This is a genomic window from Rossellomorea sp. GQ25, assembly GCF_059758515.1.
Genome location: NZ_JCAXEQ010000006.1, coordinates 1 through 26071 on the forward strand (window position 1 = coordinate 1; position 26071 = coordinate 26071).

Sequence of the window (26071 nt, forward strand, 5' to 3'; positions counted from 1 at the left end):
GAGTACTTAAGATGAAATCTATCTTCAAAATTGATATGATAGTGCTATTGTATGTTTTTGAATTTATCGTAAGGAGCGTTTCAATTGAAAAATCCCCGTGTGTTAACGGAAGGTGCGCTTATGCTCGCCATCTTTACTGTTTTACTGTTGTTGGCTTTATATGTTCCGCTTATTGGGACTCTTGCATTTTTCGTATTGCCCCTCCCTCTTATTCTGTTTAGTTCTAAGTATTCGTTACTGAATTCTTTTTACGTATTGATCGGATCGTTAGGATTATCCTTCTTGTTTGGAGGGCTCATTGCGTTGCCTGTTGCCTTCATGGTAGCGACGACAGGGGTCGTGATTGGGTGGTGTGTGAAAGCGAAAGTAGATAAAATGAGGCTATTTATGGCGTCAAGTCTCACACTTGTCATCAATATTGTAATTGGTTTTGTTTTTTCTATTCTACTCTTCGATGTTAATATTATAGAAGATAGCTTAGCTGAATCGAAGGCCGCTTATTATTCTTTATATGAGAAGCTTGGTCAGGAACCGGACAAGAGACTGGTGGAAAGTCTGGAGAGCTCCATTGATCTTATACAGACCTTGATGCCTACATTGTTCCTGGGAATTGCTGTCGTAATGGCTCTATTGTTTATGCTGATCAACTTTCCTATTATGAAGCGTTTAGGGAGAGATGTACCCGTATTTAAACCATTTAGAGAATGGAAGCTTCCTAAGAGTATCCTTTGGTATTATTTACTTACCTTAGTCCTTTCCATGATTCTGCAGCCGGAGAAAGGAACGTATGCCTATACGGCTCTTCTTAATGTGCTGTATGTATTGCAAACTTTGATGGCGGTACAAGGCTTGTCATTCCTCTATTTCTTCGCTCATATAAAAGGATGGTCAAAAGGAATTTTGGTATTAATTACAATCATTTCGATTCCTCTTCTTTATCTCGTGCGAATTTTAGGTATAATTGACTTAGGATTTGATCTAAGACAACGCCTACAACGTAAGTCATAGAAATTTAAGGTCCAGGAGCTGAAATCATGCCATCTTATTTTAATAAGCGAATGATCCGCTACCCATTGTACGGTCTTGCTATATTAACAGCTCTATTGTTAGTATCGGTTTCCTTTTACCAATGGATCATTTCGTTAATAGGGTTGATTGTCTTTGGAATCGTGTATTTTCTCGCTTTCTATTTTGAGAGAAGATCGCACGAAGAAACAGAGGAGTATATCTCTACTTTATCCTATCGTGTAAAACGTGTAGGGGAAGAGGCGTTAATGGAGATGCCCATTGGGATCATGCTGATCAATGATGAATATTACATAGAATGGACAAATCCTTTTCTGGCCTCTTGTTTCAATGAAGACACAGTCGTTGGAAGATCCTTATACGATGTGGCAGAATCTCTTGTTCCATTAATCAAGCAGGAAGTAGATTCAGAAATTGTGACGATTAATGAGAGAAAGTATCATGTCGTATTGAAGCTCAAAGAAAAACTTCTCTATTTCTTTGATGTCACGGAACAAAAAGAAATAGAAAAGCAATATCATGATGAACGCACGAATATTGGAATCATCTTTCTAGATAATTATGATGAATTAACGCAAGGGATGGACGACCAAACCAGAAGCAGCTTAAATAGTTTAGTGACGTCCATTCTGAATAAGTGGGCAAAAGAATATGGCGTGTTTTTGAAGCGGGTCTCTTCTGAGAGGTTCATAGCCGTCATTAATGAGAAGATCCTTCAAGTATTGGAGAAGGAAAAGTTCGGTATATTGGATGATGTCCGGGATACCACTTCCAAGCAAAATGTTCCCCTGACCTTAAGTATTGGAGTAGGAACTGGGGTATCTTCCCTGCCTGAACTGGGTACCCTGGCTCAATCAAGCCTGGATCTCGCCTTAGGTCGTGGTGGAGATCAGGTGGCCATTAAGCAAACCAATGGAAAGGTTAAATTCTACGGTGGAAAAACCAATCCAATGGAAAAGCGTACCCGGGTACGTGCCAGAGTCATTTCCCATGCTTTAAAGGAAATCATGATCGAAAGTGACAAGGTCATCATTATGGGACATAAACATCCCGACATGGATGCCATTGGAGCCGCCATCGGCATTCGAAAAGTGGCTCAAATGAATCAGCGTGAAGGATACGTTGTCTTAAATTTTAATGAAATCGATAATGGTGTGAAACGATTGATGAAGGAGATTAAAGTAAATTCCGATCTTCATTCCCGATTCATCACCCCCGAGGAAGCACTCGAAATGGCGACAGAGGATACGCTGCTCGTGGTCGTCGATACCCACAAGCCTTCCCTGGTCATTGAAGAAAGGCTTTTAAATAAAATGGATAAAGTCGTGGTGATCGATCATCATCGACGCGGAGAAGACTTTATTAAAAACCCATTACTTGTTTATATGGAGCCATATGCTTCTTCAACAGCTGAACTTGTGACGGAACTATTGGAGTATCAGCCTAAACATGAAAAAATCACCATGCTGGAAGCCACTTCCCTGCTGGCAGGAATCATTGTGGATACGAAGAGCTTTACACTTCGAACGGGATCAAGAACCTTTGATGCTGCTTCCTATTTAAGGGCACAAGGGGCAGATACCGTATTAGTCCAAAAGTTCCTGAAAGAGGATGTCGCTACCTATATAAAACGTTCGAGGTTAATTGAATCGGTTAAATTTTTCCGTGAAGGCGTTGCGATTGCGAAAGCAGAGAATGATGTCATTTATGATCCTGTTCTTATTGCACAGGCAGCGGATACGTTATTGACCATGGATGAAGTGATTGCTTCCTTCGTCATCTCTAAGCGGGATCCGGAAACAATCGGGATCAGTGCCCGTTCTTTAGGTGACGTGAACGTACAAATCATTATGGAAAACTTAAACGGTGGAGGTCATTTAACCAACGCCGCTACTCAAATAAAGCAAGTATCTGTATTGGAAGCTGAAGAACAGCTGAAGGAAGCACTAAATGATTATTTTGAAGGGAGAAAAGAGACATGAAAGTAATTTTCTTAAAAGACGTTAAAGGTAAAGGGAAAAAAGGAGAAGTAAAAAACGTAGCAGATGGCTATGCACATAACTTCTTATTAAAAAAGGGCTTGGCTGTTGAAGCAACAAATGCAAACATGGGTCAGCTTGAGGGTCAAAAGAAGAAAGAAGAGCAACTGGCTCAGGAAGAATTGGAAGAAGCAAAAAGATTAAAAGCGACTTTAGAAGAAATCACGGTTGAAATGAAAGCAAAATCTGGTGAAGGCGGTCGTTTATTCGGTTCCATCACAAGCAAGCAAATTGCTGATGCCCTAAAAAAGGCACATGATCTAAAAATAGATAAACGTAAAATTGAAATGAACGATGCCATTCGTGCCCTTGGCTATACGAATGTCCCTGTGAAGCTTCATACGGACGTTTCAGCAACCTTAAAGGTACATGTAACAGAAGAATAAGATTTTTTCAGAGAAAATATACGAAATTTGGTAACTTCATTTTGAGAAAAACATGTTAAAATGAATATAGCTTGATAAAAAATGTGATCTGGATACTATCCCGATCACATTTTTTCGGTAGGACTAAATTCTTATTTTTATATAGATTAAGGTGTTAACTTTGACGCAGGCAGCAGATGCCTATAGACGTGGCGAAGCCCCTTCGCAGTTTGAATTGGAGGTTATGCATAGATGAATGAAGTGTTCCAGGAACGGATTCCGCCTCAGAATATTGAGGCAGAACAAGCGGTATTAGGTGCTATTTTCTTAGAGCCTAGCGCGTTAACGACCACCTCAGAAATATTGATTCCAGAGGATTTTTATCGTCATTCTCATCAAAAAATATACAATGTCATGCTGAATTTGGGTGACGGGGGAAAAGCCGTCGACTTAATTACGGTGACAGAAGAGCTGGCAGCAGCGAAAGAGCTTGAAGATGTTGGCGGGGTCGCGTATTTAAGTGAGCTTGCAGCCTCAGTTCCGACGGCTGCGAATATTGAATATTACGCAAAGATTGTGGAAGAAAAATCATTACTGAGACGATTGATCCGCACAGCGACCGATATTGCTTCTGACGGCTATGCCCGCGAGGATGAAGTCGACAGCCTTCTGAGTGAAGCAGAAAAAAACATCATGGAAGTGGCACAGCGTAAAAATGCCGGTGCCTTCCATAATATTAAAGATGTCCTTGTCAGAACCTATGACAACATCGAAACCTTAACGAATCGTAAGGGTGACGTAACAGGGATTTCAACGGGGTTTGCAGACCTTGACCATATGACGGCTGGATTCCAGCGAAATGACTTGATTATTGTGGGAGCCCGTCCTTCCATGGGTAAAACAGCCTTCGCCCTGAATATCGCTCAAAACGTAGCCGTTAAAGCGAAAGAAAACGTCGCGATCTTCTCCCTGGAGATGGGAGCTGAGCAGCTCGTTATGCGTATGCTGTGTGCAGAAGGCAATATTAATGCCCAAAACCTTCGAACAGGTGATTTAACCGACGAAGACTGGAGAAAGCTTACGATGGCAATGGGAAGCCTCTCGAATGCCGGGATTTATATCGATGATACTCCCGGTATTAAAGTGGGGGAAATTCGTTCGAAATGCCGGCGTCTCGCTCAAGAGCACGGACTTGGAATGATCCTCATTGACTACTTGCAGCTGATTCAGGGGAGTGGGCGTTCAGGAGAAAACCGGCAGCAGGAGGTTTCTGAAATCTCCCGTTCTCTTAAAGGACTGGCCCGTGAGCTTCAAGTACCGGTCATCGCTTTATCCCAGCTCTCCCGTGGTGTGGAGCAGCGTCAAGATAAGCGTCCGATGATGTCTGATATTCGTGAATCAGGAAGTATCGAGCAGGATGCGGATATCGTAGCCTTCTTATACCGTGAAGATTACTATGACAAAGAAGCGGAAAACAAAAATATTATCGAAATCATCATTGCCAAGCAACGTAACGGCCCGGTTGGAAATGTGTCGCTTGCGTTTGTGAAGGAATACAATAAATTCGTGAATCTGGAGCGGCGATTTGACGACGCTCCGGCTTAATAGAAAAAAATCCAAGCCCTGCTAGTGCAGATGCTTGGATTTTTTTCTTTATAGAATGGTTGCATGCTGATGGGCATGAAGTCTTGTGAAGATACCGTCCTCTCTTGAGAGCAGTTCTTCATGTGTACCATCTTCAGCAATTCCGTTTTCGGTGACGACCAGAATGCGGTCAGCCTTGCGAATCGTTGCCAATCGATGGGCGATGACTAGGGTGGTCCGGTCTTTTGCCAGTTCATTTAAAGCTTCTTGGATAATCGCTTCCGTTTCCGTATCCAGGGCGGAAGTGGCTTCATCCAGAATCAAGATTCGAGGATTCTTCAGGAACATGCGGGCGATGGATAAGCGCTGCTTTTGACCACCGGACAGCTTCAGTCCTCTTTCCCCGATTTGGGTATCATATCCGTCTGGAAGGGATGCTATGAGATCGGTCAGATGAGCACGTCTCGTTGCTTCTTCAATTTCTTCCTGCGTAGCATCAAGTTTTCCATAGGCGATATTTTCCCGAAGAGTCCCGGTGAATAAGAATACATCCTGCTGAACGATGCCAATTTGAGCACGCAAGGATTCCTTTGTCATCTCTCGAATATCGATGCCATCAATGGTGATGGCTCCTTCTTCTATATCATAGAAGCGTGGGATCAATGAACAGATCGTTGTTTTCCCTGCACCTGAAGGTCCGACAAACGCCACAGTCTGCCCTGATTGAATGGTAAAGGATAAATCCCGTAGAATAGGACGGTTTGACTCATAACCAAACGTAACGTCGTCAAAAGCAATATCTCCACGTAAAGTGGGAACTTCTATGGCATGCGGACGGTTTTCAATATCAGGTTCCACATCCATGAGCTCGGTGAACCGTTTAAAACCGGCCATTCCTTTCGGATATAACTCAAGGAGGGCTGATATCTTGTCGATCGGTTTAAACAGGACATTGATATAAAGAATAAAGGCAACGAGTTCCCCATAAGAGAGCACCCGGGAAAAGCTTAACCAGGCTCCGTATACTAGAATGATCAAGGTCATCAATCGAGTCGTAATGTAGATACCGGATAAATTCACGCTCATCACGTTATAGGCTTTCAGTTTGGATTTGCGGAAGAATTGATTATTTTCATTAAATCGTTCCATTTCATATGATTCATTCGTAAAAGACTGAACCACTCTCGCCCCAGAAACACTATCTTCAACGCGGCTGTTTACATCGGCGATATTTCCGTACATTTTCGTCCAGGCTGCATTCATTTTAATATTCGAATATGAAATAAGCCAAACAAGAAAAGGAACAATAATAATAGCGACCAGAGCAAGCTCCATATTAATCGTGAGCATGATCCAAAACGCCCCTATAAAAGTCATAACCGCGATAAACAAGTCTTCGGGTCCATGATGGGCGAGCTCCCCTATGTCCATCAGATCGTTTGTCACACGACTCATAATATGACCCGTTTTCGTATTATCAAAGAAGCGGAAGGACTGTCTTTGAACATGGTGAAACAATTCCCGTCGCATATCCGTTTCGATATTGATCCCGAGCTTATGCCCCCAATAGTTCACGACAAACTGCATACTGGAACTGAGTAGGTACAGAACAAGAAGGCCGGCAGAAACGGCCAATATGGTACTCCAGTTTCCCTCAGGTAAAAGGGAGTCGATAAACCATGATACCGCCATGGGAAACCCTAATTCTAAAAGTCCGACTAACACGGCACAGGCAAAATCAATGTAAAAAAGCCGTCGATGAGGCCGGTAATAGCTGAAAAAACGTTTAATCATCACATCGTCACCTCGGTATTCAATTGTATGTAAAATTCAAAATGCTTATTTAAGATTAGCAAAAGTTTCTAAATTGCGCTATCATAACCTGACGATATTACTTTTAGACACCTTCTTAAAGTTTCTTTTTTCGGAAGCTTTTCGCGAAGTTTGTTGTGTTTTAACATAAGATCTGCCAGTGGCTCTCTCATCAGAGTGTGTGCTTAGATGGTGAGGGGAACCGCATCGCTTGCAGCTAGCGTTCGGCCGATCCTCCTCAGCTTAGCCCGAACTTCCGCAGGAATCTACGCAGTTCCTCTCATCATCTTAAGGAATTTTTTGTGACAGAGATTTCTAAAGAAAAAACTGAATTTCTTGTAACCAAGTGTAAATTGCACTATTCTCTTTATAAAAAGGCTATTTTCTAGAAGATTGTTGATTATATTTAGATTTCATAGAAGATTCATGCTTGGAAACTTGATTGGAGCGGAAGGTGCTCGACTCCTGCGGGAGATAGAGGAAAGCGAGCATCCTGTAGCGGAAATCAACTATTACTCTCTTCTTAAAGTTTGTGAACCAGTATTAATGATAGAAGCTAATTTATTTGTCTCAAAATTCTTAATCTAGATGAATTTCGGGACAAAAGCCCGAAATTATACGAACATAAATATAATTACCTATATAAACGTTCGTGTTTTCATTGACTTTCCTTTTTAGTGTTGATAAAATGAGTTTGTTTGATAAAAGAGGGAATACTAATTCCCGTCGGAGGTGCTTAATATGTCTTCAGTAGTAGTAGTAGGTACGCAATGGGGAGACGAAGGAAAAGGAAAGATCACTGACTTCCTTTCTGAACATGCAGAAGTTATCGCGCGTTACCAAGGTGGGAATAACGCGGGTCATACCATTAAGTTTGACGGAGAAACATATAAATTACACTTAATTCCATCAGGTATTTTCTATAACGAAAAAACATCCGTTATCGGAAATGGGATGGTTGTCGATCCTAAAGCTCTTGTGAAAGAGTTAAAGTATCTTCACGATCGCGATGTGAAAACAGACAACCTGCGAATCAGCAACCGTGCACATGTGATTCTTCCATATCACTTAAAGCTTGATGAAATTGATGAAGAACGCAAAGGTGCCAATAAAATTGGTACAACGAAAAAAGGAATCGGTCCTGCTTATATGGATAAAGCAGCACGTGTCGGAATCCGTATCGCAGATCTTCTGGATCGTCAATCTTTTGAAGAAAAGCTTGCTCGTAACCTGGAAGAGAAAAACCGCCTTTTTGAAAAATTCTATGAAACAGAAGGCTTCAATATTGAAGATATCCTGGATGAGTACTATGAGTACGGTCAACAAATTAAGCACTACGTTGTGGACACATCCGTTGTATTAAACGATGCGATTGATAACGGCCGCCGCGTTTTATTTGAAGGAGCTCAAGGGGTAATGCTTGATATCGATCAAGGTACATATCCATTTGTTACTTCTTCTAACCCGGTAGCTGGTGGAGTAACAATCGGTTCTGGAGTAGGCCCGACAAAAATCAACCACGTAGTTGGAGTATCAAAAGCATACACAACCCGCGTTGGGGACGGACCTTTCCCGACTGAACTGACGAACGAAATCGGAGACAGAATCCGTGAAGTAGGCCGTGAGTACGGAACTACGACCGGCCGCCCTCGTCGTGTCGGCTGGTTCGACAGCGTGGTGGTACGTCATGCCCGTCGTGTTAGTGGCTTAACGGATCTTTCATTGAACTCGATCGATGTATTAACTGGAATCGAAAACTTGAAAATCTGTGTAGCATACAAATACAAAGGTGAAGTCATGGAAGAATTCCCTGCTAACCTGAACATTCTAGCTGAATGTGAACCAGTCTATGAAGAGCTTCCAGGCTGGACAGAAGATATTACAGGATGTAAAACGTTAACGGACCTGCCAGAAAACGCCCGTCACTACTTAGAGCGCGTATCTCAATTAACTGGTATTCCTCTTTCCATCTTCTCAGTTGGCCCGGACCGCTCTCAAACAAATGTGGTGCGAAGCGTGTGGAGCCCGAATTAATTCAAAAAAAACTCTCAGCCTCCTTTTTAGGCTGAGAGTTTTTTATGAGTTTAATTGTTCGTACACCCTGTCATGACAAACGACATAGAGAATATCATCCGCATGCAGCTCCCGGTTCATGGCATCGGTGAAATCCATATTATCATTCACAGCGAGCAGAATAGCTCCCTTCTCCAGCAGCTCCTCAGAAGCCTGCTTAATGGTCTTCCAATTCTCTTTTACTTTGAATTCGTGAATATTATTGCCGTATCGTTTACTGAGTAACTGTCTGAATAAATTAGTCGTTCCAGGATGAAGGGTCGCTTTTGCCATCAATAGGGAAACAGAATCATTCGATAAAATAAAATCCTCAACAGCAATATGCTGGAATTTTGGAATATGACGATCTTCAGACACTTCCACGATCGTATGGACTCCTTTCCCATGCGTCTTCGATAATCCCTCAACGGCAGACGCAATTAATAAGGTTTTCCCATCAACAAGGGACGGATCTTCAATCTTTGAATCGGAGAAAATCGCCACTCGTTTCGCCTCAAAGATATTGGCCTTCAGTAATACATTTTCATCAGAAGGATCCCCTTGGATGAAATGAATCTGCTCATGCTCAATGGGTGTGATGGGAAGCATGTCAATGAGCACGATTTCAGCGTCTGGCACATGAGCAAGAATTTCTTCAACGGCTCTCTCCGTTTTCTTCGACCAATTGATATAGATATAATGATCCTCATATGTATACACTAACTTTCCCTCCCTCTTGAATTTCTGAAATGTGGTAATGGAATCAACGGTTTTACTGATTAAAACCCCGATAATACCGATCCCAAAGATGAATAGGAAGATTCCCAATAACCTTCCTCCCACCGAAACGGGAAAATAATCCCCGTATCCAACAGTGGTCAATGTCGTCATCGTCCACCAAAACCCATCAAAAAGCGTTGGAAATGTCTCAGGCTCCAAAAAATGGCTGCCAAAGGTTCCAAACAGGATAATAATCAGGGATAATAGAAGAATGAAACCGAAGTCCATCTTCGTAATCTGTTTCCAAAGCCTTTGGAATATAATCATACATACCCTCCTTACGAAAAAATCATAGTTCAATAATACCAATGAATCCCTGAGGAATGAAACCTTTTACTCATTGGTTCGTATATTTAAAGAAATCATATCCTTCAAAACAGGAGGCTGGAGTGAAAAAATGAAACATCCTGTACTGGAATACCGTTTACGAAAAGGCAACGAAACGTATGAAGCGATCTATCATTACCCTGATATCGAATTAGAACAAATTCTGGCAAGAAGGGAATGCGAATTTTTTGTGAAAGAAGGTGTGACGTATCGTCAGCTTTCTTCAGCGATTGAAGGGAATCGATTTATACTATATGTAGAATTATATGAAGAAGAACCTGTTACGGATCCCCTGTTTCCACCTGAAGGATTGAGACTGGAGATTCGTGAACTGAATCCACGAAACAACCACCCTATCTTAAAAATAGAACACCATGATTATCATCTCGATATTCTAAGCGTCATCGGTTCTGTTTATTATTATATTGATGGGGTGGAATGGGAACGTGATTCTGCTGAAATCGATGAGGATCGCTATGTGTATATATTATATGTAAAAGCAACGGGCTATAAGCTAGAGGAGGAAAGCCAATGAACAAAACGAAGAAAATGATGGCCGGGGTAGTCGCATCCGTTATGGCGATATCGGTAACAGGCTGTGGAAATCAGGAGCTTCCACCTGAACCGACAGATGTTGACTGTGACGACTGGGATTGGGATGACGAAAGCGGCACCTATTATTGTGATGACGACCGTTCCCCTCACTTCGGCTACTTTTGGTTTGCAGGTAGAATGTTCAAAAATAAATCCAGTCTAAAAAATTATTCAAGCTATAAATCGTACTCTAAGAGTTACAAATCAGGAATCGGAAGTGGCTCCAAAGGCGGATTCGGAGGATAATATGATAGCCTCTCACCGCGAAAAAAGAAACTCTTTCTATCAGCGCATTCCAGAATATTGGCATGATTTGTATGACATGGAGTACTCGTTATTGGATATTAAAATAGAATCACGTGACACGATTTCAGCGATTCATGAAGCATCCCGAAGAGTGTACACTATTTACCAAAAAAGTGCGGATCTGCTTCGTGAGCTGGAGGATGACACCCTTCTGGAGCTTGGTTTTCCAAAGGAATCTCTTTCCTATATAAGATTTAAATCCATTCCTCAAGAGTGCATTGTTGGTCGCTTTGATTTCGTTGTAAGTGGTGGGGAAATCAAGCTTTTAGAGTTCAATAGCGACACCCCCACCTTTATCAAGGAGCTTTATCATGTGAATGAAAAGGTTTGTCAGTATTTTGGGTGTTCCAATCCCAATGAGGGATTCGAGGTGGGATTAACGAAAGAGCTAAAGCGGGCACTCTTATCTTCCTGGAAGTCTTTGCAAAGGGATGGCGAACCTAAGATCGTCTTCACCTCTCACCAGGATCACGAAGAGGATCACCTGACAACAAAATATCTACAAAAGCTTTCAGGTGTGCCGTCTGAATATGTAAGCTTGGATCGGCTGCAGCTTCGAGAAGATGGTCTTTATACTCCTCAAGGGGAGCGGATCGATGTATTGTACCGGCCGACGTATCCTATCGAACATCTCATTGATGATAAGGACCCTCAAACAGAAGAATATGTAGGCTTAGACCTGATGCAAATGGTATTGGAAAAAAAGGTTGCCATCTTGAATCCTCCCTCCGCTTTTTTACTCCAATCTAAAGGAGTTCAAGCACTTATATGGGGTCTTCATGAAGCATGTAGTTCCTTTTATACAGATGAGGAACATCTATGGATTGAACGACACTTTCTTCCAACCTTCTTAGATCCTGATCACTTCGAGAAGAAGGGGATCACCTACGTTCAAAAGCCTGCATTTGGCCGTGAAGGAGATACGGTCAAAATCATGGAAGCTACAGGGAAGGTCCTCTTAGAAGATAAAAAAGAAACCTATAAGCAAACCCTTCCTGTATACCAACAGTACATCCCTCTGCCTGTTACATCGATTAAAACGGATGAAGGAATGAAGGATGCTAGCTTGATGGTCGGTAGTTTTATTATTAATGGCAATGCCAGTGCAATCGGAATACGAGCTGGAAACGCCATCACCGATAACGAATCATACTTTCTGCCTGTAGGGTTACAGGAGAAATAAAAAGGAGAGAAACTCATGCAAATCATAACAAGTGAAGCACTACTCAGCTTTCTGGCTCACGTCGGAACAGGCCTTGGACTGATGATCCTCGGAATCACCGTTTTCGCCTTTACCACCAAATTCTCTGAAGCTACCTTGATCAGGGAAGGAAACATTGCCGTGGCCCTTAAACTATGGGGGAAAGCCATCGGACTCGCCATCGTCATCTACACCGTTTGGGCAAACAGCCTGAATCTGCTTGACGCCTTTATCTGGGGACTCATCGGTATCGCGACTCAAGTCATCGCCTACTGGATCATTGAGTACGTATTAACACCTAAGACGAATTTAGCCAAGAAAGTGGAAGAAGGAAATATCGCCGTTGGATTCAGTCTTTTCTCTGCAGCGATTGTAGTGGGATTGGTTGTGGCTGCTAGTTTGACTTATTAATATTGGTTGTGATGGAGATCTGCTGTTGGAGTGATTGCGTTGGTGCTCTGGTGGTGGGTCTTTTTTGCTGGTGAATTCAAGGTATTTTCGGCGTAAATGCATTTTTGAAAATAAATTTACAGTTTTGAAAATAAGATTGAGTTTTTGAAAATAAAATCCTATTTTTTGAAAATAAAAGTTGAAGTTTTGAAAATAAAACTCTCTCCCATAATTTATTGTTAAGATATCTTATGAAAAAAGCAGGGTTTCTTTAATAAAATAGAATATAAATTAAAAAATCAGTATTGGAGTGATGAAATGATCAGTAAAGAACGTCCTTTTCCGATTAAAATTCAAAAATTGCAGGTCCTGCTTTTACGTATCCTTGAGACCCATTCCATTCTAAAACAAACTTTATTAAAGAAAATCTTTCAAAAAGTCTAGCCGGTTATAATGGAGAGAAATCAATCGACTATTATTTAAGCCTTCTCCCCGACAAATCCTTTTATATTCTTCATGACTTACGCCTCTTTATAAACGGTCGATATTTCCAGATTGATACGTTACTATTAACAAAAAGTTTTGCACTCATTTTAGAAGTGAAAAATATAGCCGGGTCGATAGACTTTGATTCAATCTTTAATCAAATGATACAGAAGAAGAACGGTGTTGAAATTGCATTGCCTGATCCTATTATTCAAATTGGCAGACAAGAATCTCAATTTAGATCATGGTTACATGAGCATCACTTCCCTCCAATCCCTATTCGCACACTCATCGTTATCAGTAACCCCCAGACAATTATTCGCTCAAATGATAAGAATGTAAGTCAAAAGGTTATCCACGCTGCTTTGCTCCCCCAAAAAATTTCTCAAATGTATAATGAATCTCAAAAAAATATTTTACTAGATAAAGATATTAGAAGGATGATTAAGCTTATTAAAAAGTTTGATACCCCACTGAATCCCTCAGTACTAAATCAATATAATATATCCAGGCAAGAAATAATAAATGGAGTGTTTTGTGAAATTTGTAGTTATCTTCCCTTAGATAGAGTGCATGGATACTGGTTCTGTCCTAAATGTAAAACAAAGTCGAAAGTAGCTCATCTTAAGGCACTTGATCATTACGATCTTCTTTTCGGAGAAGAAATTACCGGACAACAACTGAAAGATTTTTTAATGATTTCTTCACCCGCCCTTGCAACAAGAATATTAAACTCCGTATGTGTAGGATATCGCGGGAAAGGAAAAGGACGAGTCCACACTTTGCCGTCTATGCAAAAATAGCTTAGAGAAATTACCTCATATCGGAGATTCCACCAAATTATTCCCCAAGAAATAATTTTCGACAATAAATCCAAAAAAACTATTGCCCTCGACAATCATACTGTGATAATATTAATTTCGTTGTCACGAAAGCGGCTTTGATCAAGCTTGCTATTCGTGTTTATATATACTTAGAGCCATTAGCTCAGTTGGTAGAGCATCTGACTTTTAATCAGAGGGTCGAAGGTTCGAATCCTTCATGGCTCACCATTTTTTCTCTTATATGGCCCATTGGTCAAGCGGTTAAGACACCGCCCTTTCACGGCGGTAACACGGGTTCGAATCCCGTATGGGTCATTTTTATTTTTTTTGAAGTGAGATTGATAGTTTAAGTGATGTAACTTCATAAAAATATTATACTAGTGCAAGTAAGGAAAGTTATTTTGCTGGCGCAACTAATGATAGCTATTTTGCTATCGCTGTTATTGAAAGTTATTTTTGCTAGCGCAAAAAAAACTTTGGTCCGGTAGTTCAGTTGGTTAGAATGCCTGCCTGTCACGCAGGAGGTCGCGGGTTCGAGTCCCGTCCGGACCGCCAGTTACATATTTGATTCTTTTAAAAAGATATGGCTCAGTAGCTCAGTTGGTAGAGCAATGGACTGAAAATCCATGTGTCGGCGGTTCGATTCCGTCCTGAGCCATCTTACAAAAAGTACTGCGACGACTTTGACTCTCGTAGTACTTTTTTATTTGTATTTGTAACATAAATGTAACAAAACATAATGAATTTCCTCTAATTTCTACCATGATTGTTTCGACAGCTAATCCACCTTTAGACCCACGCAGTTCCCGCTATGACGCTAAAAACCCCGATGAAGCGCTTTCTTAGATTCCTAATCAATTATACAGTTTTATTACAATCTTGATTCTGTGTCCCGGATTTCGTCGAATTATGGTAAATTAGTAAAGTACGAATTTTATAGAATTTTACTAAATTAGGCTTAATGAACTACCGTAACTGGGATTTTTGCTTTAGTTTATAGGAGGCAACTCAATGAGTTTTGGAGAGAAATTAACACCGATTTTAGAAAAATATAAAAAACTTAATATTCGACATAGATCAAATCAATTTGTCAAAAGAGTAGGGATCACAACCCTCGCTCTTACAACTTTGACATTTTCAACGGCTGCAGCGAATACAGGAATGGATGAAAATCTGAAAACCATCTATCATGTATACATGGGTAGTGAGTATGTAGGAGCTGTTACGAATCAAGAAGAAGTTGAAGCAGTTTTAGATGAAAAACTGGCTGAGGCTAAGAAGGAGTACACAGATTATCAGGTTGATTTTAATCATGATGTAACGTACATACCTGAAAATGTGTTTACTGCTGCGAAAACAAACAATCAAAAGGTTATTGAAAGTCTAAATGAATCAGTATCAGTCGAAGCAAATGCTTTTGCTGTTGTTGTGAACCATAAACCGGTTGCTTATGTAAAAGACGAAAAGGCTGCTGAAGAAGCTTTAAAGTCTTTTAAGCTCAAATATGTTTCAGAAAACGAGCTTAATGAATTGGAAGCCGGAAAAAATGATTCTTCATCCACTTCTTTACCCGTTTTAAAGGAAAATGAAACACGTTTATTAGAAGTTTCTTTTAAAGAAAAGGTAGAGATGAAGAAGGCGCAAGTGAAGCCGGACGAATTGATATCTTCTAAGGAAGCAGCAGATCTTCTTAAGAAAGGTACGTTAGAAGAGAAAAAGTACAAGGTTCAGGATGGTGATGTTCTGAGCACGATTGCAGAAGAACATCAGTTAACCACCGGGAAGTTGCTGGAGTTAAACTCAGAGCTGAATGAAGACGATGCCCTGAAAGTCGGTTCGGAGGTAAATGTGACCGTCTATGAACCTCTTGTCCATGTACTTGTTAAGAAAGAAGCAAACAAGATCGAAAAGATTGCCTATGAGAAAGAAGTAGTAGAGGATTCCTCTATGAATAAAGGCGATACGAAAGTGAAGCAAGAAGGTCAAGAAGGTGAGAAATCCGTTACGTTTGAAACGACAGAAGTGAACGGTTCTCAAATCGAGAAAAATGTAAAAGAAGAAAAGAAACTAAAAGATCCTGTGAAATACATTGTCATTAAAGGAACAAAAGCAACTCCGTCCAGGGGATCAGGAAACTTTGCATGGCCGACAAATGGCGGTTATATTTCCTCTAAACAAGGACCAAGATGGGGTAAAGTTCATAAAGGGATCGACATTGCGCGACCAGATGATCCTACAATTAAATCCGTTGATAACGGAAGAGTTGTTTCTGCCGGTTGGGACGATGGCGGTTACGGAAATAAAGTTGTGATCGATCATGGAAATGGATATAAAACGATTTATGCTCATTTAGATTCCATCTCTGTTTCTGCCGGTCAAACGGTGGAAAGAGGTCAGAAAATTGGTATCATGGGAAGGACTGGTGAATCTACCGGTGTTCACCTGCATATCGAAGTTTACAAAAATGGATCTCTTATCAATCCATTAGATGTACTGTAATTGTATAAGATAATCAAGCATGGGACTGACACAATCATTTTATTTGTCAGTCCCCTTTGTTATATTTAGATTGTAGTCAAAAAGAAATGAAATAAAGGTTATGATAGAGTTAAAGATGAATTAATATGGAGATAGTGATAAATTAAAAGGAAGAATCCTATACTAATCACAACTTTATATGATACATTACTTTTTTCTAAAGGAGATCAATTGACATGGAAAAGAAAATATTAGTCGTTGACGATGAGAAACCGATTGCAGATATACTACAGTTTAATTTGAAAAAAGAAGGCTATGAAGTACATTGTGCGTACGATGGAGACGAAGCTGTCAAGATGGCGGAAGAAATCAAGCCTGATCTTGTTCTTCTTGATATTATGCTTCCGAATCGTGATGGAATGGAAGTTTGCCGTGAAATCAGGAAGAAGTATGAAATGCCTATCATTATGCTGACAGCGAAAGACTCAGAAATTGATAAGGTGCTGGGGTTAGAACTGGGTGCTGATGATTATGTAACGAAACCTTTTAGTACACGTGAATTGATTGCCCGTGTGAAAGCTAATTTAAGAAGACATCAGCAAGGGGCACAGCAAAATGCTGAAGATGAGAACAATGAAATTACGGTTGGTTCTTTAACCATTCATCCAGATGCGTACGTTGTTTCGAAAAGAGGGGAAACCATTGAGCTGACACATCGTGAGTTTGAGCTTCTTCATTATTTAGCGAAACATATTGGACAAGTGATGACCCGTGAACATTTGCTTCAGACTGTTTGGGGTTATGATTACTACGGAGATGTACGTACGGTAGATGTTACTGTCCGACGTCTTCGCGAGAAAATTGAGGACAACCCAAGTCACCCTACCTGGATCGTAACACGTAGAGGAGTCGGTTATTACTTACGAAATCCTGAACAGGAGTAATTTGTAATGAAGAAAGTTGGTTTAACCCGTTCCATCCATCTTAAATTCGTATTGATTTATGTTTTGCTCATACTTCTCGCCATGCAAATCATTGGGGTATATTTCGTTAGGGCCCTTGAAGAAAAGCTTGTCGATAACTTTCAAACTTCTATTAAAAATAGAGTGGAATTATTAGAGTATACAATTCGTGAAGAGCTTGTGAAAAAGCGCAGTGAGGATGATCCCACACTCGAAGAGGATATTCGGAGAGTGTTGGATGATAGTAAAACATCAGACATCTCAGAAATTCGAGTGATCAATGATAGAACTAAGATTATTGGGACCTCAGATCCCAATAATCAGAGTTTAGTTGGGCAGGTTAGTGGGGAGAAAGAAGTTAAAAGAGCCCTGGGAATAGGTTTAGGTCATGAGGATATCTATCTTGATGATCAAACGAAAGATCGAATCTGGGTGTATACAGCACCAATAACTTCAAATGAAGAAGTCATTGGTGCTATTTATCTTGTCGGTGAAATTGAATCGGTTTATGACCAAATGAGTGAAATCAACAAGATTTTTACGAATGGCACCCTAATTGCCCTGGTCATAACAGCGATTTTGGGTGTGTTATTGGCTCAAACCGTGACAAGACCGATATCTGATATGAGAAAGCAAGCCCTCGCTATGGCAAAAGGAAATTTTTCTAGGAAAGTAAAGGTCTACGGTTACGATGAAATAGGTCAGCTTGCGATTACATTCAATAATTTGACCAAACGTCTTCAAGAAGCTCAAGCTACGACGGAGGGCGAGCGAAGAAAGCTTTCTTCCGTGCTTTCCTATATGACTGATGGTGTCATTGCGACAGATCGAAAAGGACGAGTCATTCTGATTAATGATCCTGCAGCGGATATGCTGAATGTTTCACGTGAAACAGTCGTTTCTCAACCCATTGTATCCTTACTGGGATTGGATGAGGAATACACGTTTGATGATCTGTCCAATGAACAGGATTCGATCATTTTAGATTACAGTACTAAAGAAAAACCTTATATCTTACGTGCGAATTTCTCCATTATTCAAAAAGAGACCGGGTTTGTGAACGGTCTTATAACGGTGTTACATGATATTACGGAGCAGGAGAAAATTGATTTAGAGAGACGGGAATTTGTTGCAAATGTGTCCCACGAACTTCGTACGCCGCTTACAACGATGAGGAGCTACTTAGAAGCGTTGGCTGAAGGGGCATGGCAAGATGAAAACATCGCACCTCAATTCCTTGATGTTACTCAAAATGAAACAGAGAGAATGATTCGGTTAGTAAATGATCTTCTTCAATTATCGAAAATGGACAGTAAAGACTATCGCTTTAATAAAGATTGGGTTGATTTCATTCTCTTTTTCCATAAAATCATTGATCGGTTTGAAATGACCAAAAATGTGAATGTAACCTTTAACCGTTTCTTACCAGACAAAGCAATGTTTGTGGAAGTGGATCAGGATAAAATCACACAGGTTTTGGATAATATCATTTCGAACGCCTTGAAATATTCACCAGAGGGCGGAACCATAACATTTAAAGCTATAGAAAAGAATGGATATATTGAAATCAGTGTATCAGATCAAGGGTTAGGGATCCCGAAAGAAAATCTGGAGAAAATCTTTGAGCGTTTCTATCGTGTCGATAAAGCCAGAACAAGACAAATGGGTGGCACAGGACTTGGCCTTGCCATAGCAAAAGAGATGATTTCAGCACATGGTGGTGACGTATGGGCGACAAGTACTGAAGGAAAAGGAACCACCATTACATTCACTCTCCCATATGATTCCACTCAAGAGGATGATTGGTCATGAATTACGAAAAAATCAAATCGATAATTCTAACGCTGCTCGTATGCATCAGTATATTTCTTACCTTCAATCTTTGGACGTATCAACCAGGGTACGATACGATTAATAAAGATGAAGCTTACGATGTGTCTGTGGGAGACAAGATACCTGAGAATGAACTGAACAGTGTTCTAATCAAACCGTTTAAACTTTTCTATCATTCAGGAAATAAGACAGTCGGGACTTCAAATGAATTCGAGATCAGTAATGTAATCGAACAATTAAGAGGCTGGACTCTATTCGATCTGAAAGATCTTTCAAGAGAGTATAATATGTCAGAGATCAAATCTGTTATACACGGTGAGAAAAAGGTAGAAATTGTATTCCCGGACAATGTTCCACTCTCTATTTATAGCCAAGTGTTAAAATTAGAGGAGAAAAACACTATGAACGGTTCTTTTAACCGAATTATTATTGATTTGAATAATAATGGCTCAGATACAGGTTCCGTATATTTTGTTTTGTATGATGAAGGAGAAAAGAAATTTTACGAATGCCGGGTAAACCGCGCTAGTTTAGAAACATTTCAAAAAAGCTTTGTTCAAAAAGCCGTTTACAATTTTGATGAATATATAGAGCAACCTTTAAATAATAAAAAAACGATTTTTCTACCCAAGAATGCTGAGGATTATATCAGCTATAGATATTATTCGGACCTTGATTCCCCCGAAGAATATGTTCAAGCACTATTTAGTGACCCCAATAGTGTAGATAAGGGATTTACAGAGCAGGGCGAAAAATTTACAAATGTATATAGTTTATTAAAAACGAATAAAGAACATAACACGTTGTCTTATGTTAATCCATCAGAAGAAAAAAATGGAGGATCATCTGCGACAGAGCTGCTTCAAAAAAGCATGGAGTTTGTGAATGATCATGGTGGCTGGACTGATCAGTATCAATTTTTCTCGATTAGCCCTCTTGAGAATAAAATCGTCTATCGACTGTTCATGCAAAATTATCCTGTTTTTAATGAAAATGGAATGGCTGAAGTCTCTCAAGTTCTAGGCGAGGAATCAATCAACGAATACAATCGTCCGTACTTTAAATTGGATTATGATTTATCGTTAAATGAAAGTGTAGATGAGATCAGATTGCCATCCGGATCAACGGTTTTATATGCTTTGGCCAAGGATGATACGATCAACTTGGATTACGTAGAAGATGTCATTGTCGGATATAAGATGACAAGGGATTCTAATGAATCGAATAGAAAATTCCTTGTATTTGAACCTTCCTGGTTTTACAAATACGATGGTAATTGGTTACGCCTACCTTTGGAAGATGAGGAGGGGCTTGGAATTGGACTGGAGTAAAACAAAGAGCATCTTTATTATTGTCTTTCTTATTTTAGACATCTTTTTAATGTCGTTGTTCATTAACAAAGTTTCTGAAAGCAATCCAGAAACGTTAAGTCAAGTTTCCTTTGAAGAGCAATTAAAAACAGATAAAATTGATTACCCCAAAAATCTATCAAAGGATCCATTGAAAGAAGCCTATATTAGTGCAAAAACGAAGGTGTTCACGGAGAAGGAAATTGAAAAGTTGAAAAATCAAGATGTCAGTGTCGTCACGGATAATACGATTCATTCAACGTTAGAAGAGCCATACTCCATAAGTGAAAAATTTTCACCTGATGAATTAAACGCTTTTATGAAAAACCAGGTCGCAGGCGGTGAAAAGTACAGCTTCTGGAAATATAATCAAGATGAACAAACAATTATTTACTATCAGACGTATAAAGACAGACAGCTTTTTAACAATTCAAATGGTAAAGTGATTCTTATTCTAAATAAGGAAAATGAAATCGTCTCTTACAAACAAACACTGCTGGAGAATATAGAAGAATTAAGCGGAGAAAAGAAAAGTCTGCTTACTTCACTGCAAGCTCTTCAGGTTTTGTGGACCAATCATAAGATAAGCTCGGGTAGTACCATCAAAACTCCTGAACTGGGATATTATACTTTTTTATCCCGTGAAGAATCCCAAGTCCTGGCACCAACCTGGCACTTTGTGGTTGAATCAGGTGATAATAAGGAAGACCTATTTATTAATGCAGTTGAAGGACAGATTTTCGAAGTAACCAAACCAGAAAAAGAAACATTGGAGTGAGAGTTATGACCATGCATTTTAGTGTGCTTGCCAGTGGCAGTACAGGAAATGCGATATTTGTGGAGTCTGAAGAGCACTCCTTCCTCGTTGATGCCGGTTTAAGCGGCAAGCAAATGGAAGGGTTGTTCAGTCAGATTGACCGGAAGATAGAAGATTTATCGGGTATTCTTGTCACTCATGAGCATAGTGATCATATTAAGGGAATCGGTGTACTTGCGAGAAAGTACAAGCTTCCTATCTACGCCAACGATAAGACGTGGAATGCCATGGACGGGTTAGTAGGGAAAATAGATACGGAACAGAAGTTTTCGTTTGATATGGAAACAGCCAAACACTTTGGAGGATTGAGCATTGAATCCTTCGGGGTTTCACATGATGCGGCAGAGCCGATGTTCTATATTTTCCACCAGGGAGAGAAAAAGCTGGCCCTGGTAACCGACACGGGGTATGTAAGTGATCGGATGAAAGGGATCATTTCCAATGCCGATGCGTATGTATTTGAAAGCAATCATGATGTGGGCATGCTCCGAATGTGCCGGTATCCATGGAATATCAAACGTCGAATCCTCAGTGATTATGGCCATGTATCCAATGAGGATGCTGCCATAGCCATGAGTGAAGTGATGGGTGAAAAGACGAAAGGATTTTATTTAGCCCATCTCAGCCTCGATAATAATATGAAAGATCTAGCAAGGATGAGTGTCAGCCAGACACTCGAGTCAAAAGGAATAGTAGTAGGAGAACAAATTGATTTATTTGATACGGATCCTAAAGTACCAACACCTTTAGTTGCCATTTAAACCGATTCAAATGTTTACGATTTTTCTTTTGAAGGTATGAAAAAGGGTGAGGGCTGAGGTCTTCACCTTTTTTTGTTTTTGACTTCTTTGGTATTTACATATCTATCACCTTTATGAAATTATTACCCTTTTTTCATCATTTTTTAATTTAACCTGACTATAATCATGCTTGTAAAGATAAAATAACAAAAGGAATAGCTGTGAGAAAGGATGAAGTTAGATGGGATACTATGATTCAGATCATAATTCTGAAAGCAGGAGCAGGCAAAAGGGCAATCGGGGAGGAATGTTCCTTGCCGGGTTATTGGGAGTGGTACTGGGAGCCATATTGGTCATTGTGGCGATTCCTCAGTTGACGAACTTTGAGATCTTACCGTATTCCATTCAACCCGATCAGGACCTGAAAGAAACGGATGATGCGTATCATAATGGTGCCACTCAAAATGTTTCTGTCGATGTGACAACGGATGTGACGAAAGCCGTTGAGAAATCAGGAGATTCTGTTGTAGGAATCACAAACATTCAATCTCAAAGCTTCTGGGGACAGGGTGAAGGACAAACTCAGGATCAACAGGCGGGTACAGGATCCGGGGTTATGTATAAGAAAGAAGGCAATAAAGTCTATATTGTGACCAATAATCACGTGGTAGAAGGAGCAGATCAGCTGGAAGTGACGCTTGCGGACGGGACCAAGGTGCCGGCAGAAATGCGTGGTGCGGATATTTGGACAGACCTGGCTGTAATCGAAATTGATGGAAGCAAAATCAAGAAAGATGACATTGCCGAGTTTGGAAATTCAGACAAGCTAAAAGCCGGTGAACCTGTTATTGCGATTGGTAACCCACTTGGACTGCAATTTTCCGGTTCAGTCACACAGGGGGTTGTTTCAGGTGTAGAGAGAACGATTCCGGTCGATATTAACCAGGATGGAATGGAAGATTGGAATGCAGAAGTTCTGCAAACCGATGCAGCCATCAACCCAGGGAACAGTGGTGGAGCTCTTATTAATATTTCCGGTCAGTTAATCGGAATCAACTCCATGAAAATCGCACAGAGTGCAGTAGAAGGGATTGGACTTGCCATCCCGATTAACTATGCTCAGCCGATTATTGAAGACCTTGAGCAGTACGGTGAGGTCAAGCGTCCTGCAATGGGTGTGACACTGGAGGATGTGAATAAAATTTCTGCCTATCATCAGCAGGAAACATTGAAGCTTCCGAAAGAAATCAATTATGGTGTCATGATCAGACAAACCGTTCCCAATTCTCCAGCTGCCCAGGCAGGCTTACAAGAGCTAGATGTGATTACTGAACTGGACGGAGAGAAAATTGAAAATGTCATTGAGTTAAGAAAGCATCTTTATACCAAAAAAGACGTAAACGATCAGATGAAAGTCACGCTCTATCGAAACGGTGAAAAGAAAGAAGTAACCATGAAACTCACTGACGAATCCCGATTATAGAATGTGGATAAGCGAAAAGCAGGAAGGCCAAGTTGCCCTTTCCTGCTTTTTCTTTACATGATATGATAACTGTGGATAAGTATATACTCTAAAATTAGTCTAAAGATTAGGAGGAAACGACATGATTTACTGCTGCTTAGAGCATGTAGAATTAGCCATGGATATTGTCGTGGATGAGCATGAGGTAGCGCCTCAACTGACAGAGCTTTCTGAAGAAAAGAAGTTATCCACAACCTGTGAATATTGTGGGAATAACGCAATATATATAGTGGCGAACTAATATTCTCATACGATATGTGGATTTGATCTGTGGATATGTGGATAAAGTCTGTGGATAACGTGTTTGTAAATTGATTGTAAAGTGAGTGTGGATAGTGAATATCACCATTGTAACGGTTGGTAAATTAAAAGAGAAGTATTTAAAGCAAGGAATAGGTGAATATGTAAAGCGCTTAGGTGCTTATGCAAAGATAGAAATCATCGAGCTTGCCGACGAAAAGGCTCCGGAAGTGTTGAGTGAATCTGAAATGGAGCAAGTGAAAAATAAAGAAGGCGAAAGGATCTTAGCTAAGATCTCTCCTGATCACCATGTCATTGCCCTGGCCATCCAAGGGAAAATGCGTTCGTCGGAAGAGCTTGCCGATAATCTGGACAAGCTTGCTACGTACGGGAAAAGCAAAGTGGCATTTGTTATTGGTGGATCACTTGGATTGAGTGATGAAGTGATCAGACGGTCAAATGAGACGCTATCTTTTTCGAAGATGACCTTCCCTCATCAGTTGATGAGACTGATTTTGGTGGAGCAGATTTATCGGGCGTTTCGGATTAATCGGGGTGAACCGTACCATAAATAGAGGCAAAAAAAGTTGAAGATAAGGTGGCATTTTGTCTTTTGAATCAGTAATTGAGGAACTTTCCTCTGAATAATCCGATTCAATATATAATATGTGGAGAAGTGTAAATGTCTTAGACAGATTGACTTCAGTAAAATCAAAATCAAGTTCAATTTTATCAATGGTCCGAGAACGGCCATCGGCTTGTTTAATTGAGATCTTATTTAGCAGAAGCTGAAAAAGCTGTTTTTTCTTTTCTCTTGGAGACTGTTGAAAGGCTTGGACATACTTTTCTAATAAATGTCTAACCACGTCTGGTGGAATTATTTTCGAATCTGATAAACTTAGTTGAACACTAAGTTCATTTTTCTTTTGTTCTAAGTCATTCCTTGAACTAGTTAACTTCTGTAACCGTTCCTGTAACATGGAAACAGGCAGGAGATTTTGTTCAAATGCTTCCATATATTTTTCTTGAATGGCAATGGTTTCTTTAAGCTCTGTTTCAATATTCTCTAACTGCTCTTTTAATTTCACATTCGACTGAACTGTGTCTTTATTTATATTTTCTAAAGTTTGATGAAAGCTGTCTGAATCGTTTAGGAAAGCGGTTATACGGTTAATGACAGCATCTTCTGCATCGTAGGCTTTAATCGAATTTGCTTTACAAGCTGATGATCCTTTGTTGTGGAACACTCCACAGACATAATAGCGGTGTTTTCGTTTTTCTCCATCTTTTTTTGTAGAAGTTGTGATAGATGAAACCATTCCGTGATCGCAAGTAGGACATCGAAGGATACCACTTAAAAGGAAAGGATCGTTTGACTGACGCTGCTTAAAAGACTTACTCTGTCTTCGTGCTTGAACAATATTCCAAAGCTCGTCGGCGATAATTACTTCGTGCTTTCCTTCAACTAGGATGGGGTTAACATTTTTACCACGCCTTCTCTTTTTATCCCAGTTCTCAACTTGTAACCATCGGATTTTACCATTATAGATAGGATTATCTAATATTGTAGCAATACCATTAATTGAAAAATGTTTACCACGTTTTGTCCTATAACGAGCTTTATTTAAGTGATTAGCTATAGCCTTAAGACCGTTGCCTTCTGCATATAAAGTAAAGATCAGTTGAACAATTTCTGCTTCTTTGGGATTAACAATAAGCTCTTTTTCCACAGAATCATATCCGAAAACCACTCCCCCATTCCAACTACCTTCTCTAGCCCTCTGTGTCATTCCGAGCTTCACATTTTCTGATAAAGTATTTCTTTCCATTTCAGCAATGGATGCCATCAGTTGAACGACAAGTTTTCCAATCGGACTCGATGTATCAAAGTTCTCCGAGTAGGAAAAGAACTTTCCATCATACTCTTCAAATTTATCTAGCAGGACAAGGGTATCCAACATATTACGCGAAAGGCGTGATATTTTCGATACAAGTACAGCTTGGAATTTCCCCTTGTCAACATCCGATATAAGTCTTTGCATTGCTGGTCGGCCCTATATATCCTTACCACTAATACCCTCATCCACATATTCTTCAGCAATCTGCCACCCATATAATGATGTATATTGTCTCAAAGTCTGTAGTTGTGCAGATATACTATAGCCTTCACTAGCTTGTTCTTCTGTGCTAACGTGACAGTATATAGCAACTTTCTTTATATTATTCATATTTATAGCTCCTTTAATCTTTTTAATAGTATAGGTAATAAAGGAGGTGAAAAAACAAACTGCACTTTGTAAAATTAAAGGTAAGTGAGTGTATGTTCTTTTATAGTAACTGCAAA

22 protein-coding genes, 4 tRNA genes and 1 pseudogene are annotated in these 26071 nt (G+C 40.1%); 23 read left to right on the top strand and 4 right to left on the bottom strand.

Annotated features, from left to right (window positions below; all coding sequences use genetic code 11):
* Window positions 1–84: 84 nt before the first annotated feature.
* The 4 genes from AC6CIB_RS17730 to dnaB all read left to right on the top strand — a co-directional run bounded on the left by AC6CIB_RS17730 (window position 85) and on the right by dnaB (window position 5035).
* Window positions 85–1008 carry a YybS family protein gene (locus AC6CIB_RS17730; protein ID WP_498282906.1) on the top strand — a complete coding sequence of 308 codons (924 nt, stop codon included), beginning with the start codon at window positions 85–87 and terminating at the stop codon, window positions 1006–1008.
* A gap of 26 nt (window positions 1009–1034) precedes the next feature.
* Window positions 1035–3008, top strand: a complete 1974-nt coding sequence (locus tag AC6CIB_RS17735; RefSeq protein ID WP_498282908.1) for a DHH family phosphoesterase — start codon at window positions 1035–1037, stop codon at window positions 3006–3008.
* Entirely contained in the window at window positions 3005–3451 is a 447-nt protein-coding gene (gene rplI, locus AC6CIB_RS17740; RefSeq protein WP_498282910.1) for a 50S ribosomal protein L9, read from the top strand. The genes AC6CIB_RS17735 and rplI overlap by 4 nt, the downstream gene beginning before the upstream one ends.
* A 231-nt stretch (window positions 3452–3682) precedes the next feature.
* Window positions 3683–5035, top strand: a complete 1353-nt coding sequence (gene dnaB / locus AC6CIB_RS17745) for a replicative DNA helicase (RefSeq protein ID WP_498282912.1) — start codon at window positions 3683–3685, stop codon at window positions 5033–5035.
* A gap of 48 nt (window positions 5036–5083) precedes the next feature.
* Here the strand turns inward: dnaB and AC6CIB_RS17750 are convergent, their stop codons facing one another.
* The gene (locus tag AC6CIB_RS17750) at window positions 5084–6808 is read right to left on the bottom strand and encodes an ABC transporter ATP-binding protein (protein WP_498282914.1); all 1725 of its coding nucleotides are present in this window, start codon (window positions 6806–6808) and stop codon (window positions 5084–5086) included.
* A 759-nt stretch (window positions 6809–7567) separates the two neighbouring features.
* On the opposite strand from AC6CIB_RS17750, the gene AC6CIB_RS17755 reads away from it, so the two are divergent.
* Window positions 7568–8860 carry an adenylosuccinate synthase gene (locus AC6CIB_RS17755; RefSeq protein ID WP_149154935.1) on the top strand — a complete coding sequence of 431 codons (1293 nt, stop codon included), beginning with the start codon at window positions 7568–7570 and terminating at the stop codon, window positions 8858–8860.
* 42 nt (window positions 8861–8902) lie between these two features.
* Here the strand turns inward: AC6CIB_RS17755 and AC6CIB_RS17760 are convergent, their stop codons facing one another.
* Window positions 8903–9925, bottom strand: coding sequence for a potassium channel family protein (locus AC6CIB_RS17760; protein WP_498282916.1), 1023 nt, complete (start codon window positions 9923–9925; stop codon window positions 8903–8905).
* A 130-nt stretch (window positions 9926–10055) separates the two neighbouring features.
* On the opposite strand from AC6CIB_RS17760, the gene AC6CIB_RS17765 reads away from it, so the two are divergent.
* From AC6CIB_RS17765 to rlmH, 18 genes are all read left to right on the top strand, one after another.
* On the top strand, window positions 10056–10520 hold the full coding sequence (locus AC6CIB_RS17765; protein ID WP_498282918.1) for a hypothetical protein: 465 nt from the start codon (window positions 10056–10058) through the stop codon (window positions 10518–10520).
* Window positions 10517–10825, top strand: coding sequence for a hypothetical protein (locus AC6CIB_RS17770; RefSeq protein WP_113969395.1), 309 nt, complete (start codon window positions 10517–10519; stop codon window positions 10823–10825). Before AC6CIB_RS17765 ends, AC6CIB_RS17770 begins: the two co-directional genes overlap by 4 nt.
* A gap of 1 nt (window position 10826) precedes the next feature.
* Complete coding sequence (locus tag AC6CIB_RS17775) at window positions 10827–12068, top strand: glutathionylspermidine synthase family protein (protein WP_498282920.1); 1242 nt, start codon at window positions 10827–10829, stop codon at window positions 12066–12068.
* A gap of 15 nt (window positions 12069–12083) precedes the next feature.
* Window positions 12084–12497 (top strand): DUF350 domain-containing protein, encoded by a 414-nt coding sequence (locus tag AC6CIB_RS17780; RefSeq protein WP_430313505.1) that lies wholly within the window; start codon window positions 12084–12086, stop codon window positions 12495–12497.
* A gap of 395 nt (window positions 12498–12892) precedes the next feature.
* Window positions 12893–13765, top strand: a complete 873-nt coding sequence (locus tag AC6CIB_RS17785) for a nuclease-related domain-containing protein (protein ID WP_498283485.1) — start codon at window positions 12893–12895, stop codon at window positions 13763–13765.
* Window positions 13766–13938: 173 nt separating this feature from the next.
* A tRNA-Lys gene (locus tag AC6CIB_RS17790) sits at window positions 13939–14014 on the top strand.
* Between the two features lie 15 nt (window positions 14015–14029).
* A tRNA-Glu gene (locus AC6CIB_RS17795) sits at window positions 14030–14101 on the top strand.
* A gap of 163 nt (window positions 14102–14264) precedes the next feature.
* A tRNA-Asp gene (locus AC6CIB_RS17800) sits at window positions 14265–14341 on the top strand.
* Window positions 14342–14371: 30 nt separating this feature from the next.
* Window positions 14372–14444, top strand: a tRNA-Phe gene (locus AC6CIB_RS17805).
* Window positions 14445–14797: 353 nt separating this feature from the next.
* The gene (locus tag AC6CIB_RS17810; RefSeq protein ID WP_498282922.1) at window positions 14798–16285 is read left to right on the top strand and encodes a peptidoglycan DD-metalloendopeptidase family protein; all 1488 of its coding nucleotides are present in this window, start codon (window positions 14798–14800) and stop codon (window positions 16283–16285) included.
* A gap of 215 nt (window positions 16286–16500) precedes the next feature.
* Complete coding sequence (gene yycF, locus AC6CIB_RS17815; RefSeq protein WP_113969391.1) at window positions 16501–17208, top strand: response regulator YycF; 708 nt, start codon at window positions 16501–16503, stop codon at window positions 17206–17208.
* Between the two features lie 6 nt (window positions 17209–17214).
* A complete protein-coding gene (gene walK / locus AC6CIB_RS17820; protein WP_498282924.1) occupies window positions 17215–19038 on the top strand; it encodes a cell wall metabolism sensor histidine kinase WalK in 1824 nt (607 codons plus the stop codon).
* Window positions 19035–20390: a YycH family regulatory protein gene (locus AC6CIB_RS17825; protein ID WP_498282926.1), complete on the top strand. Its 1356-nt coding sequence runs from the start codon at window positions 19035–19037 to the stop codon at window positions 20388–20390. The genes walK and AC6CIB_RS17825 overlap by 4 nt, the downstream gene beginning before the upstream one ends.
* A complete protein-coding gene (locus AC6CIB_RS17830; RefSeq protein ID WP_498282928.1) occupies window positions 20377–21186 on the top strand; it encodes a two-component system regulatory protein YycI in 810 nt (269 codons plus the stop codon). The genes AC6CIB_RS17825 and AC6CIB_RS17830 overlap by 14 nt, the downstream gene beginning before the upstream one ends.
* Window positions 21187–21191: 5 nt before the next feature.
* Window positions 21192–21986, top strand: a complete 795-nt coding sequence (locus AC6CIB_RS17835; protein WP_498282930.1) for an MBL fold metallo-hydrolase — start codon at window positions 21192–21194, stop codon at window positions 21984–21986.
* Window positions 21987–22206: 220 nt separating this feature from the next.
* A complete protein-coding gene (locus AC6CIB_RS17840) occupies window positions 22207–23448 on the top strand; it encodes a S1C family serine protease (RefSeq protein ID WP_498282932.1) in 1242 nt (413 codons plus the stop codon).
* 121 nt (window positions 23449–23569) lie between these two features.
* Window positions 23570–23728 carry a CxxH/CxxC protein gene (locus AC6CIB_RS17845; protein WP_113969385.1) on the top strand — a complete coding sequence of 53 codons (159 nt, stop codon included), beginning with the start codon at window positions 23570–23572 and terminating at the stop codon, window positions 23726–23728.
* A gap of 94 nt (window positions 23729–23822) precedes the next feature.
* On the top strand, window positions 23823–24302 hold the full coding sequence (gene rlmH, locus AC6CIB_RS17850) for a 23S rRNA (pseudouridine(1915)-N(3))-methyltransferase RlmH (RefSeq protein ID WP_498282934.1): 480 nt from the start codon (window positions 23823–23825) through the stop codon (window positions 24300–24302).
* Here rlmH and AC6CIB_RS17855 read toward each other — a convergent pair.
* Together AC6CIB_RS17855 and AC6CIB_RS17860 are read right to left on the bottom strand one after the other, a co-directional pair.
* Window positions 24195–25517, bottom strand: a complete 1323-nt coding sequence (locus AC6CIB_RS17855; RefSeq protein ID WP_498283487.1) for a recombinase family protein — start codon at window positions 25515–25517, stop codon at window positions 24195–24197. The genes rlmH and AC6CIB_RS17855 overlap by 108 nt on opposite strands.
* Window positions 25500–25955, bottom strand: a pseudogene (locus AC6CIB_RS17860) (recombinase family protein); the annotation flags it as partial. The gene AC6CIB_RS17855 and the pseudogene AC6CIB_RS17860, both read right to left, overlap by 18 nt.
* Window positions 25956–26071: the final 116 nt, after the last annotated feature.

Coding starts and splice junctions, on each gene's coding strand:
- AC6CIB_RS17735 (WP_498282908.1), top strand. CDS start 1,035: ATGCCATCTTATTTTAATAAGCGAATGATCCGCTACCCATTGTACGGT.
- rplI (WP_498282910.1), top strand. CDS start 3,005: ATGAAAGTAATTTTCTTAAAAGACGTTAAAGGTAAAGGGAAAAAAGGA.
- dnaB (WP_498282912.1), top strand. CDS start 3,683: ATGAATGAAGTGTTCCAGGAACGGATTCCGCCTCAGAATATTGAGGCA.
- AC6CIB_RS17750 (WP_498282914.1), bottom strand. CDS start 6,808: ATGATTAAACGTTTTTTCAGCTATTACCGGCCTCATCGACGGCTTTTT.
- AC6CIB_RS17755 (WP_149154935.1), top strand. CDS start 7,568: ATGTCTTCAGTAGTAGTAGTAGGTACGCAATGGGGAGACGAAGGAAAA.
- AC6CIB_RS17760 (WP_498282916.1), bottom strand. CDS start 9,925: ATGATTATATTCCAAAGGCTTTGGAAACAGATTACGAAGATGGACTTC.
- AC6CIB_RS17765 (WP_498282918.1), top strand. CDS start 10,056: ATGAAACATCCTGTACTGGAATACCGTTTACGAAAAGGCAACGAAACG.
- AC6CIB_RS17770 (WP_113969395.1), top strand. CDS start 10,517: ATGAACAAAACGAAGAAAATGATGGCCGGGGTAGTCGCATCCGTTATG.
- AC6CIB_RS17775 (WP_498282920.1), top strand. CDS start 10,827: ATGATAGCCTCTCACCGCGAAAAAAGAAACTCTTTCTATCAGCGCATT.
- AC6CIB_RS17780 (WP_430313505.1), top strand. CDS start 12,084: ATGCAAATCATAACAAGTGAAGCACTACTCAGCTTTCTGGCTCACGTC.
- AC6CIB_RS17810 (WP_498282922.1), top strand. CDS start 14,798: ATGAGTTTTGGAGAGAAATTAACACCGATTTTAGAAAAATATAAAAAA.
- yycF (WP_113969391.1), top strand. CDS start 16,501: ATGGAAAAGAAAATATTAGTCGTTGACGATGAGAAACCGATTGCAGAT.
- walK (WP_498282924.1), top strand. CDS start 17,215: ATGAAGAAAGTTGGTTTAACCCGTTCCATCCATCTTAAATTCGTATTG.
- AC6CIB_RS17825 (WP_498282926.1), top strand. CDS start 19,035: ATGAATTACGAAAAAATCAAATCGATAATTCTAACGCTGCTCGTATGC.
- AC6CIB_RS17835 (WP_498282930.1), top strand. CDS start 21,192: ATGACCATGCATTTTAGTGTGCTTGCCAGTGGCAGTACAGGAAATGCG.
- AC6CIB_RS17840 (WP_498282932.1), top strand. CDS start 22,207: ATGGGATACTATGATTCAGATCATAATTCTGAAAGCAGGAGCAGGCAA.
- AC6CIB_RS17845 (WP_113969385.1), top strand. CDS start 23,570: ATGATTTACTGCTGCTTAGAGCATGTAGAATTAGCCATGGATATTGTC.
- AC6CIB_RS17855 (WP_498283487.1), bottom strand. CDS start 25,517: ATGACACAGAGGGCTAGAGAAGGTAGTTGGAATGGGGGAGTGGTTTTC.